Annotated in this window: 14 protein-coding genes and 1 tRNA gene; 6 read left to right on the top strand and 9 right to left on the bottom strand. The window is 39.1% G+C overall.

All coding sequences use genetic code 11. The annotated features are described in order from the left end of the window. Positions 1 to 4 precede the first annotated feature (4 nt). The 3 genes from P9Q65_RS09100 to P9Q65_RS09110 form a co-directional block, all read right to left on the bottom strand. Positions 5 to 1,933: an aconitate hydratase gene (locus P9Q65_RS09100; RefSeq protein ID WP_304509097.1), complete on the bottom strand. Its 1,929-nt coding sequence runs from the start codon at positions 1,931 to 1,933 to the stop codon at positions 5 to 7. A 13-nt stretch (positions 1,934 to 1,946) separates the two neighbouring features. Beyond that, positions 1,947 to 3,335 carry a 2-isopropylmalate synthase gene (locus P9Q65_RS09105; RefSeq protein ID WP_304509098.1) on the bottom strand — a complete coding sequence of 463 codons (1,389 nt, stop codon included), beginning with the start codon at positions 3,333 to 3,335 and terminating at the stop codon, positions 1,947 to 1,949. Positions 3,336 to 3,779: 444 nt separating this feature from the next. After that, entirely contained in the window at positions 3,780 to 4,781 is a 1,002-nt protein-coding gene (locus P9Q65_RS09110; protein ID WP_304509099.1) for an ABC transporter substrate-binding protein, read from the bottom strand. Positions 4,782 to 4,969: 188 nt separating this feature from the next. Here P9Q65_RS09110 and polA point away from each other — a divergent pair, with 188 nt between their 5' ends. The 5 genes from polA (at position 4,970) to P9Q65_RS09135 (ending at position 11,553) form a co-directional block, all read left to right on the top strand. Beyond that, entirely contained in the window at positions 4,970 to 7,624 is a 2,655-nt protein-coding gene (gene polA, locus P9Q65_RS09115) for a DNA polymerase I (RefSeq protein WP_304509100.1), read from the top strand. Positions 7,625 to 7,640: 16 nt separating this feature from the next. Then, positions 7,641 to 8,234: a dephospho-CoA kinase gene (gene coaE / locus P9Q65_RS09120; RefSeq protein ID WP_304509101.1), complete on the top strand. Its 594-nt coding sequence runs from the start codon at positions 7,641 to 7,643 to the stop codon at positions 8,232 to 8,234. 174 nt (positions 8,235 to 8,408) lie between these two features. Then, the gene (locus P9Q65_RS09125; RefSeq protein WP_304509103.1) at positions 8,409 to 8,963 is read left to right on the top strand and encodes a lytic transglycosylase domain-containing protein; all 555 of its coding nucleotides are present in this window, start codon (positions 8,409 to 8,411) and stop codon (positions 8,961 to 8,963) included. Between the two features lie 17 nt (positions 8,964 to 8,980). Further along, positions 8,981 to 10,588, top strand: coding sequence for an ABC transporter substrate-binding protein (locus P9Q65_RS09130; protein WP_304509104.1), 1,608 nt, complete (start codon positions 8,981 to 8,983; stop codon positions 10,586 to 10,588). An 11-nt stretch (positions 10,589 to 10,599) separates the two neighbouring features. Continuing rightward, complete coding sequence (locus P9Q65_RS09135) at positions 10,600 to 11,553, top strand: galactose-1-phosphate uridylyltransferase (RefSeq protein ID WP_304509105.1); 954 nt, start codon at positions 10,600 to 10,602, stop codon at positions 11,551 to 11,553. 191 nt (positions 11,554 to 11,744) lie between these two features. Here the strand turns inward: P9Q65_RS09135 and P9Q65_RS09140 are convergent, their stop codons facing one another. The 3 genes from P9Q65_RS09140 to P9Q65_RS09145 form a co-directional block, all read right to left on the bottom strand. Continuing rightward, positions 11,745 to 12,188 (bottom strand): hypothetical protein, encoded by a 444-nt coding sequence (locus P9Q65_RS09140; protein ID WP_304509106.1) that lies wholly within the window; start codon positions 12,186 to 12,188, stop codon positions 11,745 to 11,747. 50 nt (positions 12,189 to 12,238) lie between these two features. Continuing rightward, positions 12,239 to 12,331: a DNA alkylation repair protein gene (locus P9Q65_RS13460; protein WP_442870848.1), complete on the bottom strand. Its 93-nt coding sequence runs from the start codon at positions 12,329 to 12,331 to the stop codon at positions 12,239 to 12,241. 439 nt (positions 12,332 to 12,770) lie between these two features. Further along, positions 12,771 to 13,397: a CatB-related O-acetyltransferase gene (locus P9Q65_RS09145; protein WP_304509107.1), complete on the bottom strand. Its 627-nt coding sequence runs from the start codon at positions 13,395 to 13,397 to the stop codon at positions 12,771 to 12,773. 263 nt (positions 13,398 to 13,660) lie between these two features. Here P9Q65_RS09145 and P9Q65_RS09150 point away from each other — a divergent pair, with 263 nt between their 5' ends. Next, positions 13,661 to 14,173 (top strand): hypothetical protein, encoded by a 513-nt coding sequence (locus tag P9Q65_RS09150; protein WP_304509108.1) that lies wholly within the window; start codon positions 13,661 to 13,663, stop codon positions 14,171 to 14,173. Between the two features lie 115 nt (positions 14,174 to 14,288). On the opposite strand, the gene P9Q65_RS09155 is transcribed toward P9Q65_RS09150, so the two are convergent. The 3 genes from P9Q65_RS09155 to P9Q65_RS09165 all read right to left on the bottom strand — a co-directional run bounded on the left by P9Q65_RS09155 (position 14,289) and on the right by P9Q65_RS09165 (position 15,947). Continuing rightward, positions 14,289 to 14,372 (bottom strand) — tRNA-Leu (locus tag P9Q65_RS09155). Positions 14,373 to 14,446: 74 nt separating this feature from the next. Beyond that, the gene (locus P9Q65_RS09160) at positions 14,447 to 14,968 is read right to left on the bottom strand and encodes a peptidylprolyl isomerase (RefSeq protein ID WP_304509109.1); all 522 of its coding nucleotides are present in this window, start codon (positions 14,966 to 14,968) and stop codon (positions 14,447 to 14,449) included. Between the two features lie 154 nt (positions 14,969 to 15,122). Further along, on the bottom strand, positions 15,123 to 15,947 hold the full coding sequence (locus tag P9Q65_RS09165; RefSeq protein ID WP_304509110.1) for a metallophosphoesterase: 825 nt from the start codon (positions 15,945 to 15,947) through the stop codon (positions 15,123 to 15,125). Between the last annotated feature and the right edge of the window lie 302 nt (positions 15,948 to 16,249).

Consider the following 16,249-nt stretch of genomic DNA (forward strand, 5'->3'; position numbering starts at 1 on the left):
TGTTTTAGTTAGACTCTTTTGTATAATTTAGTAAACCGCCAGCCAACAGAATATCTCTCTGTCTTGCGGAAATATTTAAACGGGTTGCAATTTCTTCTCCTGTGCGTAGGTGGGTTACCATAACATCCTGACCTTCTACGGCACTTTTGATTTGATCTGCAGCATATTTAATGACAAATTCATCTCCGAGACGAATAGAATCATAGTCCCATTCGTTTGCAAAAACCAAGGGCAAAATTCCGTTATTAATGAGGTTTGCCATATGGATTCTTGCAAAGGACTTTGCAAGAACGGCTTTTACACCTAACTGGAGGGGTGCCAAAGCTGCATGCTCCCGACTACTGCCCTGACCGTAGTTTTGCCCTGCGATAATGAAGCCGCCGCCTGCTGCCTTGGCACGTGCGGGGAATTTGGGGTCGCAAGGTGTTAAGCAGTAATCTGCCAAATAAGGCACATTAGAGCGGTAAGGAAGAAGCTTTGCATTGGAGGGCATAATATGGTCGGTAGTGATATTATCGGTCACTTTTATCAGTGCACCTCCGGAAATATCCTTAGGCACCTTTGTATTTTTGGGGAAGGACTGAATATTAGGTCCTCTTACAACATTTACTGTTTCACCTTCGGGAGCAGGAGGAACGATTAAGTTATCATTTACCAAGAAATGCTCAGGCATGGAAATCAAGGGCGCATCCCCCAAAGTATGGGGATCTGTCAGTTTTCCGGAAAGAGCACTGGCAACGGCTGTTTCGGGACTTACAATATAAACCTGCGCGGATTTTGTACCGCTTCTGCCTTCAAAGTTTCTGTTGATGGTTCTTAAGGAAACCGCATTGGTAGCAGGGGCTTGTCCCATACCGATGCAGGGGCCGCAGCCACATTCCAAAATACGGGCACCAGCAGAAATGATATCAGCAAGGGCGCCGTTTGCCGCTAACATGTTCATAACTTGCTTAGAACCGGGGGCAATAACCAAACTTACGTTGGGGTCTACGGTTTTACCTTTTAGCAAAGCTGCTACGGTCATCATATCCGTGTAGGAGGAATTGGTGCAGCTGCCGATAGCTACCTGATCCACCGCCAGGCCTTCTATTTCATTTACTCTTTTAATATTGTCAGGGCTGTGAGGACAGGCCACCAAAGGTACAATTTTATCCAAATCAACGGTGATTTCCTCATCATATTTGGCATCGGCATCGGCAGAAAGCTCTATCCAATCTTCCTCACGTCCTTGCGCTTTCAAGAAAGTCTTGGTAACCTCATCACTGGGGAAAACAGAAGTAGTTGCGCCCAATTCAGCACCCATATTTGTAATGGTGGCTCTTTGGGGAACACTTAAGCTTTTGACACCTTCACCGCTGTATTCCATAACCTTGCCTACCCCGCCTTTTACGGAAAGCAGACGAAGAACCTCAAGAATAACATCCTTTGCTGTTACCCAGGGCTGTAAGGAACCAATCAGATTCACACGGCAAACCTTAGGCATAGATAAGAAATATGCACCGCCACCCATTGCTACCGCAACATCAAGACCGCCTGCACCAATGGCAAGCATACCGATGCCGCCTCCGGTGGGGGTATGGCTGTCGGAGCCTAACAGGGTTTTGCCTGGCTTACCAAAACGCTCTAAATGTACCTGATGACAAATGCCGTTTCCGGGTTTAGAGAAATAGATGCCGTGTTTTTTTGCTACGGTTTGAATATATTTGTGATCATCTGCATTTTCAAAGCCTGTTTGCAGTGTGTTATGATCAATATAGGCAACGGAACGTTCTGTTTTTACTCTAGGGATGCCCATTGCTTCAAACTGCAAATAAGCCATGGTTCCTGTGGAATCTTGTGTTAAGGTTTGATCAATCTTAATAGCGATTTCCTTGCCGGCAACCATATCTCCGCTAATAAGGTGACTGCTGATGAGTTTTTCTGTAAGGTTCATACATGGTTCCTCCTTATTTTTTGTTCTTTTTTAATGCATATAGATGAGGTGTCAAGGTTTTCATTGCTTCAATCAGCTCTTCTTTACTGATGAAGGTAACACGACCGTCCTCATATAGGCCATCTACCCAATTCAGTAAAGTTGTAGCTTCGGGAGAGTTTTTTTGAATCATATCCTCACCTTTTAAGCCAAGGTATTGGTTTAGCCAGTAAGCAATGCCGGCAGAACCGGAATTTTTATTAATTTCAACGCCGATCGGGCGGTTTAATATCTTTGCAGTATTAAAAATATTGTAAATTTCTTCGTCTTTTGCCATGCCGTCAGCATGAATACCGGCACGGGTTACATTAAAATCCCTGCCTACGAAAGGTGTTCTGTCGGGAATTTGGTAGCCCAAATCGGATTCATAGTATTCGGCTATTTCGGTGATTACTGTGGGATCCATGCCGTCCAGAGTACCACGCATTTGAGCATATTCCATTACCATAGCTTCCAAAGGTGTATTACCTGTTCTTTCGCCAATGCCAAGCAAGGAGCAGTTTACCGATCCGGCACCATAAAGCCATGCTGTTGTGGCATTTACAACAGCCTTATAGAAATCGTTATGTCCATGCCATTCAATTAACTCGCTGGGAATTTGTGCAAAGTGATTGATACCATAAATAATACCCGCAACGCTTCTGGGGAGTGTTGCACCAGGATAAGGAACACCATAGCCCATGGTATCGCAAAAACGTATTTTTACGGGAATTTGATACTGATCCATGAGTTTTTTCAATTCAGTTGCAAATGGTACTACGAATCCATAATAGTCTGCTCTTGTTACGTCTTCAAAATGACAACGAGGGCGTATACCATAATCCAAAGCAGCTTTAACGATTTCCAAATAATCATGAAGAGCTTGTTCTCTTGTTTTGTGCAGTTTATTGAAAATATGGTAGTCGGAACAACTAACCAAAATACCGCATTCTTGCAAGTTCATATCCTTTACTAATTTAAAATCCTCTTTGGTGGCACGAATCCAACCTGTGATTTCGGGAAATTTCAGTCCCATCTCCTGGCAAGCACGAATTGCTTTACGGTCGGTTTCACTGTAAAGGAAGAATTCGCACTGACGAACTTTCCCTTTTGGCCCGCCCAAACGGCTGAGCATTTCGTAAAGCGTTGTAATTTGCTTCACGGTATAGGGTGTTCTTGCCTGCTGTCCATCACGAAAGGTGGTATCTGTCATCCAGATATCATCCGGTGGATTCATAGGAACCAAACGATAGTTAAAGGTGCATTTTGGGATTTCATCATAATTGTAATTATCCCGATAAAGGTTTGGCTCGTCTACATTTTGCAGGTTGTACTGGTATTTTCTTAGTTCTAGTAAATTGGTTTTATTATTGAAAGATAACATTGAATCCCCCCTGTGATCTAATAATATTATTATATCAATAAACTTTTCATTTATAAAATATATCAATAAATCATCTCTGCGTCAATATGAAATAATTTATAATTTTAATATATAAAAGACGTAAAATCAAGAAAAAGTGCCCATATAGCAAATTGAAAATAAATAAATTAGAATCGTTTCAATAGAAATTAACAATATTTCTGTAATAATTTATTGTATTCATGAAAAAAAATAATAGGTTATGGGAATGATTTCTAAATGCTGTTTTTGGATATAGTTGAAAAATTGAATTTGTTTGAGAAATTTTAATTTTGTGAAGGAACTCTTTTTTTAGAGAAAATTTTGAAGATATTCTTAGCAAACGGGGAGGATAATTCCTAAAAAATAAGTACAGCCCTTTTGCAGTGCAATTGGACTGTACTTATAAATATAAAATTTTGCTATTTAATTCATAACTTTTTCTGCAAAATCCGTTCTTACCAAATCGGTAAAAGGGATTCTTTGTGTCAACTGACCGCCCTGTTCCATAATATCCTGAATTAAGGTAAAACCTTCTTCTGAGAACATAGGGTCAGCTTTCCATGTATCTTGTGCCTTGTAGCGTTCAATAATGGTTGTTAAGGTTTCTACGTCGGAATCGGGGAACTGAGGAGAGATTGCTTTTGCGATTTCTTCGGAGGTATGTCCTTTTACCCAAAGCTGACCTTTATAAATTGCTCTGGTAAAGGCTTCGATAATTTCGGGATGAGAATTCATAAAATCATCTCTTGCCATATAAACAGTGTAGGGTACATATCCACTGGCGGCACCTAAGGAAGCAATAATATAACCACTGCCGCTGTTCTCCAATGTAGTTGCGACAGGTTCAAATTCTACGGTATAATCTCCTACATTACCGGTAAATGCACCAGCAGTGGAAGAAAAGTCAATGTTATTAATAATTTCAACATCTTCATTTAATTTCAAACCGTTTTCTTTCAAAACGTATTCCAAAACCATTTCAGGCATGCCGCCTAGTCTGCCGCCAATAATGGATTTGCCTTTGAGGTTTTCCCATCTGAAATCCGGCTCATTCTCTCGAGAAACAAGGAAGTTGCCTGCCCTTTGGGTAAGCTGTAAGAAAGCCTTGGGATAGTCTTCTTTTCCCTCGTTATAAACATAGATGCCGGCTTCCGTACCCAAAAGAGCAATGTCGGCAGAGTCGGAGAGCAATGCCGTCATAGATTTATCGGCACCATTTCCAATGGCGACAGTTACATCCAATCCTTCTTCTTGGAAAAAGCCTAATTCCAAGGCAACATACTGGGGGGCATAAAAGACAGAATGCACGACCTCGTTGAGTCTGACGGGAGTTTGCTCTGCCTGGGCTGTGGATTGGGAAGAGCAACCCGCCAATAGAGATAAAGCCATGGCACCGGCTAACAAAAGAGATATGATTTTTTTCATAAATAACCTCCTAGGGATGCTTTTATTGCTACTATATGCAACAAAGGCTTGAAATTCAAATTGTCCTTGGGAAAATTTCGGTATTTGTAATAGGTTTTTATAATGAATTGGTGTATAATAAATAATTAGTATGGTGAGTTATACGATATTACCATAAATTGGGTTTTAAATGAAATGGGAGGTCAATTATGACTGAAAAAGTAATGTTGATAGATGGAAATAGCATTGTAAATCGTGCCTTTTACGGTGTGCCCCTTTTAACGAATAGCGAAGGGAAGTATACCAACGGAGTTTACGGATTTTTGAATATACTTTTTAAATTAATGGATGAGGAATGTCCGGATTATTTGGCAGTTGCCTTTGATTTGCATGCCCCTACTTTTCGCCATAAGGAGTTTGAAGGCTATAAAGGAACGAGAAAGGGAATGCCAGATGAGTTACGGGAGCAGATGCCGCTATTGAAGGAAATGCTTCAGGCCATGGACATTCCGATTTTCGAAATGGAAGGCTATGAGGCGGATGACATTTTGGGTACTCTTTCTGCTAAAGCTGAAGAACAAGGGGTTTTGCCCGTTGTAGTTTCCGGTGATAGAGATTTATTGCAACTTGCCAGTGAGACCTTAAAGGTACGCATTCCCAAAACCAAGGGGGGACGTACGGAAACAGAGGATTACTATGCTAAAGATGTTGTGGAAAAATATGGCGTAACCCCTTTGGAATTTATTGATGTCAAAGCATTGATGGGAGACTCCTCGGATAACATTCCTGGTGTTCCGGGGATTGGTGAAAAAACCGCTACAAAAATTATTCAAGCTTATCACGATTTGGAGAATGCCATTGCCCATTGTTTAGAGGTGAAGCCGAAAAAAGCGTCAGAAAACTTAGCGGAATTCCAAGAACAGGCAAGAATGAGCAAGTTTTTGGCAACCATTATACGGGATATGCCCATTTCTTTTGAGAAAGAGCAAACCAAAATTGGGGATATGTTTAATCCTATGGCTTATGATTTGGTGAAACGTTTAGAACTGAAAAGTATGTATGGTCGCTTTGAAAAAGAAGAAGTTCACACAGCGCAAGTTCAAGATTTTCATGGTATTTATTCTTTAGATGAAGCGCAAAGCTTTTTTTCTTCTCTGGAAAAGAAACAAACGTCCTATCTTCTTTTTATGGACGAGGGGGAATGTCAAGGTATTGCTTTATATCAAGAGGACTCAAGGGGCTGTTGGCTTGAAGTTGGAGAAGATTTAACGGTAGAGCAGCTTATTACAGTAGCGAAACCTTTTTTTACGGATGAAGAATATATAAAAATAGGCCACGATGTGAAAAAAGATGTTAAATTTCTTCGAGGGATGATTGAAAAAACGCCGGTAATTTCCTTTGATACTGCTATAGGAGCTTATATTTTAAATCCTACAGGGTCTTCCTATGCATATGATGATTTGGCAAAGACGTTTTTGAACCAGGTATTTTTTTCTGTGGAGGAAGTATTGGGAAAAGGAAAAAGCAAAAAGGCATTTTCTTCACTTTCCCAAGAAGAAAGAAAAAATTTTGCTGTAACCCAAGCAAAGGTTTTCTTTGAAGTAAAAGAGATTATGGAAAAGCAGATTAAGGAAAACGGGCAGCAAGAACTTTTTTATGATATAGAGATGCCTTTGATTTATGTGCTTGCTGATATGGAAGAATATGGAATTAAGGTGGATAAGAATGCTCTGATAGAATACCAGAGAAATCTGGAGGAAAGTATTCAAATTATTACAAAAGAGATCTTTGCTCTTTCGGGAGAGGAATTTAATCTGAATTCTCCCAAACAACTTGGGGTTATCCTATTTGAAAAATTGGGGTTAAAAGGCGGGAAAAAGACAAAAACAGGTTATTCCACTGCCGCCGATGTTTTGGAAAAATTGAAATATGAGCATCCCATGGTAGAAAAAATATTGTATTATCGTCAGTTGGCAAAGCTGAAAAGTACCTATGCTGATGGGCTTTTGGCTGTGATGGATGAAAAAACAGAAAAGATTTATTCAACGTTTAATCAAACCATTACCGCTACAGGGCGCATCAGCTCTACTGAGCCGAATTTACAGAATATTCCCGTTCGTTTGGAATTGGGAAGAGAACTGCGTAAGGTTTTTATTCCCGAAAACAAGGAATACTGTTTTTTGGATGCGGATTATTCTCAGATTGAATTACGGGTGCTTGCCCATATTGCAGGGGATGAAACCTTGATTCATGCTTTTCGAAATAATCAGGATATTCATAGGTTAACTGCTTCTCAGGTGTTCCACGTGCCTTTTGAGGAGGTCACACCTTTACAAAGAAGTAACGCAAAGGCAGTTAATTTTGGAATTGTATACGGGATAGGCGCTTTTAGTTTAAGCCAAGATTTGGGGATTAGCCGAAAAGAGGCGGAACAATATATTGCTGCTTATTTTACAAAATATCCCAATATTAAAAAGTATTTAAATGAGACCATTTCCAATGCTACGGATCAGGGCTATGTTTCCACCCTTTGGAACAGAAGAAGGGCTATGCCCGAATTGCAGAGCAATAACTTTATACAGCGTTCTTTTGGAGAGCGAGTTGCTATGAACATGCCCATTCAAGGCAGTGCGGCGGATATTATTAAGATTGCCATGGTTCAGGTGCATAAGGCTTTGAAAGAGGGGGGCTATCGTTCTCGTCTGATTTTACAGGTGCACGATGAACTTCTGATTGAAACTTATTTAGAGGAAAAAGAAGCAGTAGCAAGGATTTTAAAAGAAAAAATGGAGCAGGCGGCAAAGCTTTCTGTTCCGTTGGATGTGGATGTGCATGAAGGGAATTCTTGGTTTGAGGCAAAATAAAAATGAGGGATATGTAATGAATGTCATTGGTTTAACAGGAGGAACAGGTAGCGGAAAGGGCATTGTCAGTCAGTGCCTTAAGGATGCAGGAGCCATGATTATTGACGCTGACTTGATTGCCCATGAAATTATAAAAATGGGAAGGCCGGCTTATGGGGAGCTGGTGGATTACTTTGGCGAGGAAATTTTAAGACAAGATGGCGAGATTTTTCGTCGTAAGCTTGGCGAAATTGTGTTTCGGAATAAGGAAAAACTGGAATTTTTGAACCACTGCACCCATAAATATATCGCACGGGAGATTGCAAGGCAAATTCAAGAGGCAAAGGAATTAAGAAAGGCGAAATTGATTATCATAGATGCGCCTTTGCTGCTTGAAGCGGGGCTTGGCGATATTTGTGATGCCATTTGGGTTGTTTACGCCGATGAGGAGGTACGGGCCCGCCGTGTAATGCAGCGGGACGGCATTACATATGAAACGGCAAAAGCGCGGATTGCAAATCAAAAATCATGGGCGGAATATAAGAGTTATGCCCAAGAAATAATTAACAATAGCACTACGATGGAAGATGTGCAGGTGCAGGTTGCCAATATGATGAAAAAATACGCATAGTGTGTATTGTTTTAAATCCAGGTTTTTGCAAGAAAACATATGAATGTTTTTGAATTTGGGGATTAAATATGTTTATGTTTTATTCATTGATTTATTCAATGAGATTTTCGAAGTTCAAATTTGGAAATTTCCAATAAATAAGTTAAAAATTAAAATTAAAGTGTGGGTGAAGAAATGCTTCGTTTGATTAAGAAAATACTTACCCGGGTTCTTTTGCTCTTAGTGGTTGTTGCATTGGGGTATTTTATTGTGCTACCCAAAGTATTGCCCATCAAATATCGAGAACAGGTTGAGAAGTATGCAAAGATGTATGATGTGGAGGAATCCTTAATATATGCTGTTATTTTTTGCGAGAGTCGCTTTAATCCTGATGCCCATTCTAGGGCGGGAGCAAAGGGCTTGATGCAGGTAACAACGGAAACAGGATGGTGGGTTGCCAGTCGTGTGGATTCCTTGGATGTGGATACCTTAGATTTGAAAGATCCGGAAACCAGTATTGCCGTGGGAACTTGGTATTTGCAATGGCTGGAGGAAAAATTCGGTGATGTTCAGCCTACGGTTTTGGCTGCATATAATGCAGGTCATGGGAAGGTAAGCCAGTGGCTTGACGACAATCAATATAGCGAGGATGGTTATCATCTGGAGGAAATTCCTTTTCCTGAAACAAACAGTTACGTTAGAAAAGTAGAGCTTGTGCAAAAACTTTATAAAATTTTTTATAGATTATAGTTTTTATGGAGGCACATATGAAAAAGAATTTAATGGTACTAATCCTTCTTTGTGTTCTGATTCTCTCAGGATGTTCAGAAGGCGTTGGGAATGATAATAAATTTTCCGTTTCCGGAGATGTGGAGAAAAGCCAAGAGGAGACCCATGTTTTGACTTTATCTATGCGTGTGCCGGAAACCTTAAACCCGTTGCGAAACAGAGAAGAAACGGTGGATACGATACTAAAACTGATTTTTCAGCCCTTGATTGCTTTTGATGGGGCTGATAAGCCTTGTCCTTCTGTTGCTGAAAGCTGGAGCTTCTCCGAAGATGGTTTAACGCTTTCCTTGCAGCTTCGCTCCGATATTACTTGGCAAAATGGTTCCCCTTTGACTGCAGATGATGTAGCTTTTTCCATTGATACCATTCAGGGAGCTACGGAGGATTCTGTATATAAAAAAGTAATGGATTATGTTTCTACTTACCACAAAACAGGGCAGTATTCTATAGATATTTCTTTCCGTACACCTTTTAGCAAAAACTTGGCGGCACTGGAGTTTCCTATAATCTCAAAGGCATATTACCAAGGGCAGTCGGACCCAAAAAGTGAAGTGAATTTATCACCTATGGGCAGTGGGCCTTATGCCATGAAATCCTACTCTGTGGCGTCGGAAATGATATTGACGGCAAATCCTTCTTATGCTGGACAAAAGCCTGCAATTGACACAGTTTCCGTTCGTACTACAGGCGGGGCAGAAACGGATGTTTATGCCTTTAACCAGGGAATGACGGATATTTTGGTTACGGATGCGGTGGATACAGGTCGCTATGCCGATGAAGGCGGGGCAGATGTATACCAATTTGTTTCCGGGCAATATGACTTTATTGGGTTTAACTTTCATCGTTCTTTGTTTCAGGATAAAAATATGCGTCAGGCGGTTGATTACGCACTGCCAAAAAAAGCAATTTATGATAACGTATATTTACAGTATGCCCAACTCACTAATACTCCTGTAAGCCCCAGTTCATGGTTGTATGAAGAAAACGTTGCGCCCTTTGAATATGATGGGGATATGGCGGCAACGTTGTTGAAAAATGCGGGATGGATAGACAAAAACGGCGATGGAAGACTGGAAAAAGACGGTGAAAATGGAGAAGAACAGCTTCATGTCACAATTTTAGCAAATCAAGAAAATGGGGCGAGGAAACAAATCGCCACGAAGCTTCGAGATGAGCTAACCCTGTTGGGCTTTGATGTATCTTTGGATTTACAACCATTTGATCAATATCAGGAAAAATTTTTGAATGGGGATTTTGACTTGATTGTAGGTGGATGGCAGATTTCCCCTGTCACAAATCTATATGATTTTTTTGGCAGCGGTGGAAGTATGAATTATATTGGCTATGAAGACGAACAGATGGATGCTTTACTTTTGGCGGCAAATCAGGCCGTTGGAGAAGGGGAAACTTTGCTGGCATACAGCAGCCTGCAAAAGCGAATTGCTGAGGAATTGCCGTATATCAGTATTGCTTTTCGAAAGAAAGCCATGCTTACATCTGTCCGTGTCGGCGGGGAGATTGTACCGACAGAAGAAGATATTTTTTATTCCATAAGCCAGTGGACGTTTGATAGTGACAAAGAATAGGGGGGGAGTCTATGTCCGAGGTAAGAAAGAATCCTTTTACGGGAGAGTGGACGCATTATGCGGAAAACAGAAAAAACCGTCCCTATGAGTTTTTGCATAAAATCGAGTGTAAATATAATGGGAGTGAGGGATGCCCGTTTTGCGGCGGAAATGAAGATAAAACAACTCCACCCCTTTATCAGGATGGAGCGGACGACTGCTGGAGAATTCGTGTTTTTCCCAATATGTTTCCTACCGTAAATGAAGGGGAGGAGAAGGCTTTTGAAAATACCTTTTACCAACATGCTTCTGGTCGGGGACTACATGAGATTTTGGTGGATACCCCTCATCATGAAGAAACCATTGATCATTTTTCCCAGATACAGCTGGAGCAAGTTTTTGGGGTGTTACAAGAAAGATATAGAAAAATGCTGTTGTCGGATGAAGTGAAATATATTCAAATTTTTAAAAACTGTGGCCCGTTGGCGGGGATGAGCATTCGTCATTCTCACTGGCAGATTGTTGGAGTGCCTGTTGTGCCCCAGCGGGTGGAATTGATGCGTCGGCATATGCAGGCGGACAATTGTTTTTTTTGCAAAATGCTGGCTTATGAAAAGGAGCAGGGGATACGTATTGCAGATGAAAATCAGGATTTTTTTGCTATTACGCCTTATGCTTCTCGCTTTCCCTATGAGCTTTGGCTTTGTCCCAAACGCCATATCTCCACGTTTGCCAATGTGACAGCAAAAGAATTAATGTCGTTGTCGGCTTTATTAAAGAGCCTTTTGCCCCAAGTTGCTTCGTTGCGCCAGGATATAGGGTATAATATTTGTTTGATTGATGGTGAAGTGGGTGGAGATTTTCACTGGCATATTGAAATTTTGCCCAGAATCGGTGGGTTTGCCGGCTTCGAATATGCCTCAGGGAGTTATATTAATCCTATTTTACCGGAACAGGCGGCAGAATACTATCGCAAGAGAAAATGATTGTTTCAAAGAGGAAGATATGCTTGTAGTCTAATTCTTTTTGAACGTAAAGAAAACCTGAGTGCTTCACTTATGGGTAAAGGTTCAGGTTTTTTTATTTATTACTTTTGGTGAAAGTAATCTTTGAATATACGCATTGCTGGCTGAATCGTAAAAAATTGCTATTGTTACAATTGAAAGATAAATAAAATTTATAAGGTTCCTCTTTCTTCAAGCATTTCGGTGATGGCTTCAAAGCCTTTTTTCAAAAAGTTAATTTTTTTGTCTAATATGACTGTATCATTTTCTTGTATTTTGACTTCGCAAATAATTCTTGCATTGTCTTCCGTTTTTTCGGTGCCTCCACCTATCGTTGACCATGTTATTGTCACATCTTCAGTAGATAATTCATTTTCTGATTCTACAATAAATTGTGCGCCATCAAAAAAAGCTGCTTCTGATTTTGCATTTACAATAACTTTTTTGTCATGCTGATATACTTCAATTGTATTGTAGCCTTCCGTTGACTGACTTAATAGTTCATAATCGGAGGTATCTATTTTGAATGGATTTTCTGCTTCAATTGTTTTAGAGCCACATCCAGTGCATGCAATAAGCAAGATCAGATGGCAGAATAATATTATATTTTTTATCATGAAAATATCCTTTCCCATTTACTCGTCTATGATGAATAAGTATCAATTTGTCAAATATCTTTACTTGCCTCTCGGATACTTAAGCTATGCATTCTGTTTCCGTATTTGGCAATAAAATTTCCTGCCCAGTCTGGGTTTACCATGGGATAATCCCTTTAACTTCAATCAATGGCTTTATTAATAAAAAATTCATCGCTGCCCAGATGATTGAAAATGATTTTTTCTAACAATTCTTTGTTTTTCGTTCTTTTCTGGAAAGTTGGGGGTCTATGAAAAGCCTTTGAATCCAAAAAACAGTATCTCTGGATTAAGACAGCATAAGTCCATTAATTTTTTCATTTTTGCAAAGATTGTATCTGAATCCATAGGTACTCCTATCTATACAGTATAAAATTTAAAAATCCTAAATATTATATCACAATAAATATGGAAGAAAAAGGAACAATTTTAACCAAATTGTGGAAGTGAAATGTTACCAAATTTCTGCTGTTCACTAGTTATCTATTATCTGGGCATTGGAACAGAGATAGTATAAAAAAACCGGTGAAATAGATACCCTTTTTCACCGGTTTTTTTATTAGGTTATAGTTTATCAATTTCCCCATTCATAATATAGGGCAAAACTTGCTGTATCTTATCAAAAGACCAATTCCACCATTGCAGCTTTTGCAATTGGGTTATCGTTTCATCACAAAAACGTTTTTTTATTTCTTGTGCCGGAACGCCTCCTACAATTGTATACGGAGGCACATCTTTTGTTACCACCGCTCTTGCGCCGATGATTGCACCGTCTCCAATATGAACGCCGGATAGAATTACTGCTTCGTATCCAATCCAAACATCATTTCCAATTATAATATCACCTTTATTATCCCAAGCAGATGCAACTTGTGTTTTATTTAAATTCCATTCATCAAAAAAAATTGGAAATGGATATGTTGAAAGGGATTTTAGGGTATGATTGGCACTGGTAAAAAGAAATTTTGCGCCACAAGCGATGGAACAGAACTTACCAATAATCAGTTTATCTTGGTTGATGGGGTAATGATATAGCACATTATTTTTTTCGAATTGTGTAGGATCAGAAACAAAGTCATTGTACATGGTATAATCCCCAATGATAATATTGGGATTTGTAATAACATTTTTTAAATATACTGTTTCTAAATCATTCCTTCTTGGATATATTTTTTTATCTGAAATAGTCATAAAAAACCTCCTGAGTTTATTTTTAATCAACTATTTCAGTCATTGCAATGCACCTTTTCATTTTATCACCAGCTTTGGAATTTTAAGTCGTCAACTTAGTATAGCATAAAGAAGAAGCAAATGAAAGATTTTCACCCTATGATTCTGAGTTCAGTCTGTTTTATCAAATTAAAGTTAAGTTTGATTAGGTCTGTATATGGTTTTTCGTTTTATCTATGATAAAATGAGTGAAAAGATATTTATTATGGGGAAGGGGGAAGAAAATGAAGCAGGAGAAGAAAACAATGCTCAATGCAGTTATATTAATCATGATTGGTTTTTGGATACTTTCTAAAATTCCGTTTAATCAAAATATAAACCAAGAAATTTCTGCAAATATATATAAAAATGGAATGCAAAGCGGTGAAACAACCGTTGTAATAGATGGGGAAAAAAGCAACTACCTATTTCATAATGACGAAAGGTTTCATGGAAAATTTCAAATTCTATCCTACGAAAAAACAGATAGAAAAGATATGTATTCAAATATTAAGTGGAATAGTGATGATAACGTTCAGAAAGTATTATACTTTCAAAATGGTACGTTTCCTTCCATGGACATAATTTCTACGCTTTTCATCAATGAAGAAATGACGGAATTTTCATTGATGTTTACAGATGGTACTGTCATCGCAACATCAGATGAAGTTTATCAGCTTTATACAAAACATGTTTTTTATGATGATGTTACAGAGATTACAACAGTTAAAGATGTAGAAAAAATTCCTGAGATATAGGTGTATATTGTTTGCTCTGATTTGGGGTATTGGTTATGAGAGTGCAGTTTTTAAAAAAACATTCATTGGCAATAAAAAAACAACATGCATAACTCTGCATGTTGTTTTTTCGTAGTGCGGATGGTGGGACTCGAACCCACACGATATCACTACCGCCAGATTTTGAGTCTGGTGCGTCTGCCAGTTCCGCCACATCCGCAAGTAAAACCGCCTGCTTATATTATCATAAAAAAATATATAATGCAAGCAGTTTTTGAGTTTTTTTAAAAAATATTACATTTTTTCAGGTTCAGGATATGTTTCACCAAAGGTATCAACGCTTACTTTTGTCATAACCTGATCTTCTACGGGGCGATCGCCGCGGCTGGTGCGAACATTTGCAATGGTATCTACCACTTCTTGTCCTTCGATTACTTTACCAAAAGCGGCATACTGGCTATCCAGATGGGGTGATTTTTCGTGCATAATAAAGAACTGAGAGCCTGCGCTGTTGGGGTTCATAGCACGAGCCATAGAAAGTACGCCCTTATCGTGCTGTAAATCATTCTTTACGCCATTTATGGAAAATTCACCACGGATTTGATATCCGGGGCCACCCATACCTGTGCCGTCAGGACAACCACCCTGAATCATAAAGCCGTTAATGACACGGTGGAAAATTAAACCGTCATAGTAGCCTTTGGTTACTAAAGAAATAAAATTATTTACGGTGTTTGGAGCGATTTCAGGATAAAGTTCTGCCTTAATTATGCTGCCGTTTTGCATTTCAAATGTTACAACAGGATTTTTTGCCATGATATTCTTCCTTTCATGTTTAAAAATTCAAATTTTCTAAATTAACCCATATCAAACGTCAGTATCTTGCTTAGAAGCATGACTCTGCCAAGGTTTGGAAAATGGGATAGCTTGGCTCATTATAGCATATTGCCCTAAGGGAAGCAAATATTCCTTAAATATTATTTTCATATTCCAAAGTTACCATTACCAGCTCGGGACGGTTAAAAATGCGGAAAGGGAAGGTACTGTTTCCAAGACCTCGGCTGACCACCATGGCAGTGTTGTTTTTTTCATAAATTCCCGATGTATAGGCTGGGAAAAAGCCTTGATTTGGAGCGAAAATACCCCCTATGAAGGGAAGACGGATTTGTCCGCCGTGGGCATGTCCGGTAAATGCTAAATCCACGTTGTTTTCCACATAGGTATCAAATAATTCGGGACGATGGGAAAGAAGAAGGTGGAAAGTACCGTTCTCCGTACCTTTTAAGAGTGTGGAAAGAACCTGGGAGTAATAAGGATTTACTCGTTTATCCGCAAGTCCGATGATTTCCATAGTATCCCCATTTTTTTCAATAATAGACTTCCCATTTTCTAAAACAGTCACGTCTGTTTCACTGAATCTTTCTAAAAGTTCGTCAAAATAACCTGATTGATGCTCGTGATTTCCGCTGACATAATAAACAGGGGCAATATTAACGGCACCCTCTACGAAAGTCATTGCCGTATCCAAATTTGTACGGTTTCGATCAATTAAATCTCCTGTGATAACGATAATGTCCGGCGTAGCATTTTCGATTTTTTCAAGAAGTCTTTCTTGATTCCCTCCGAAAGCTTTATTTTGCAAATCGGAAACCTGTAAAATTTTATAGCCGTCAAATCCCTTGGGAACATTTTTTGAATAGGTTTTTTGTGTGAGCATCAGCCCATTGTTTTGCCAATATAAAAAGCCTGTTAAACAAAGTAAAGAGCAAATGGCTTTGGTTTTAAAGAATTTCAAACAGTTCACCGCCGTTTCAAAAATAGTTTCTTGTTCATTATAAATTTGTTTTGGGAAGAAAACAAGAGCAGGCGTGACAATTTAGGTTACGGTTTCACTTTTAAATTTTGTTATGATAAACGCAATACACTTTTTAGAAAAAATTAACAAAGGATGGATGGAAAGCATTTGTTTTCGACAGACTTGATACAATTGAAGCTCTGTTTTATTCATGGTATACTAGAGTAAATAAACAAAAAGTCAAGGCTACGTGTTTTCCTAGCGAAACGAGTGATTGCTTTTTAGCAAAAATGTAAATTTTT

The sequence above is a fragment of the Anaerotignum sp. genome, from assembly GCF_030625865.1.
Lineage (GTDB): Bacteria > Bacillota > Clostridia > Lachnospirales > Anaerotignaceae > Chakrabartyella.

Bases quoted from the DNA above. Each gene is read 5' to 3' on its own strand.
- P9Q65_RS09100 (WP_304509097.1), bottom strand. From the start codon at position 1,933: ATGAACCTTACAGAAAAACTCATCAGCAGTCACCTTATTAGCGGAGAT.
- P9Q65_RS09105 (WP_304509098.1), bottom strand. From the start codon at position 3,335: ATGTTATCTTTCAATAATAAAACCAATTTACTAGAACTAAGAAAATAC.
- P9Q65_RS09110 (WP_304509099.1), bottom strand. From the start codon at position 4,781: ATGAAAAAAATCATATCTCTTTTGTTAGCCGGTGCCATGGCTTTATCT.
- polA (WP_304509100.1), top strand. From the start codon at position 4,970: ATGACTGAAAAAGTAATGTTGATAGATGGAAATAGCATTGTAAATCGT.
- coaE (WP_304509101.1), top strand. From the start codon at position 7,641: ATGAATGTCATTGGTTTAACAGGAGGAACAGGTAGCGGAAAGGGCATT.
- P9Q65_RS09125 (WP_304509103.1), top strand. From the start codon at position 8,409: ATGCTTCGTTTGATTAAGAAAATACTTACCCGGGTTCTTTTGCTCTTA.
- P9Q65_RS09130 (WP_304509104.1), top strand. From the start codon at position 8,981: ATGAAAAAGAATTTAATGGTACTAATCCTTCTTTGTGTTCTGATTCTC.
- P9Q65_RS09135 (WP_304509105.1), top strand. From the start codon at position 10,600: ATGTCCGAGGTAAGAAAGAATCCTTTTACGGGAGAGTGGACGCATTAT.
- P9Q65_RS09140 (WP_304509106.1), bottom strand. From the start codon at position 12,188: ATGATAAAAAATATAATATTATTCTGCCATCTGATCTTGCTTATTGCA.
- P9Q65_RS13460 (WP_442870848.1), bottom strand. From the start codon at position 12,331: ATGGTAAACCCAGACTGGGCAGGAAATTTTATTGCCAAATACGGAAAC.
- P9Q65_RS09145 (WP_304509107.1), bottom strand. From the start codon at position 13,397: ATGACTATTTCAGATAAAAAAATATATCCAAGAAGGAATGATTTAGAA.
- P9Q65_RS09150 (WP_304509108.1), top strand. From the start codon at position 13,661: ATGAAGCAGGAGAAGAAAACAATGCTCAATGCAGTTATATTAATCATG.
- P9Q65_RS09160 (WP_304509109.1), bottom strand. From the start codon at position 14,968: ATGGCAAAAAATCCTGTTGTAACATTTGAAATGCAAAACGGCAGCATA.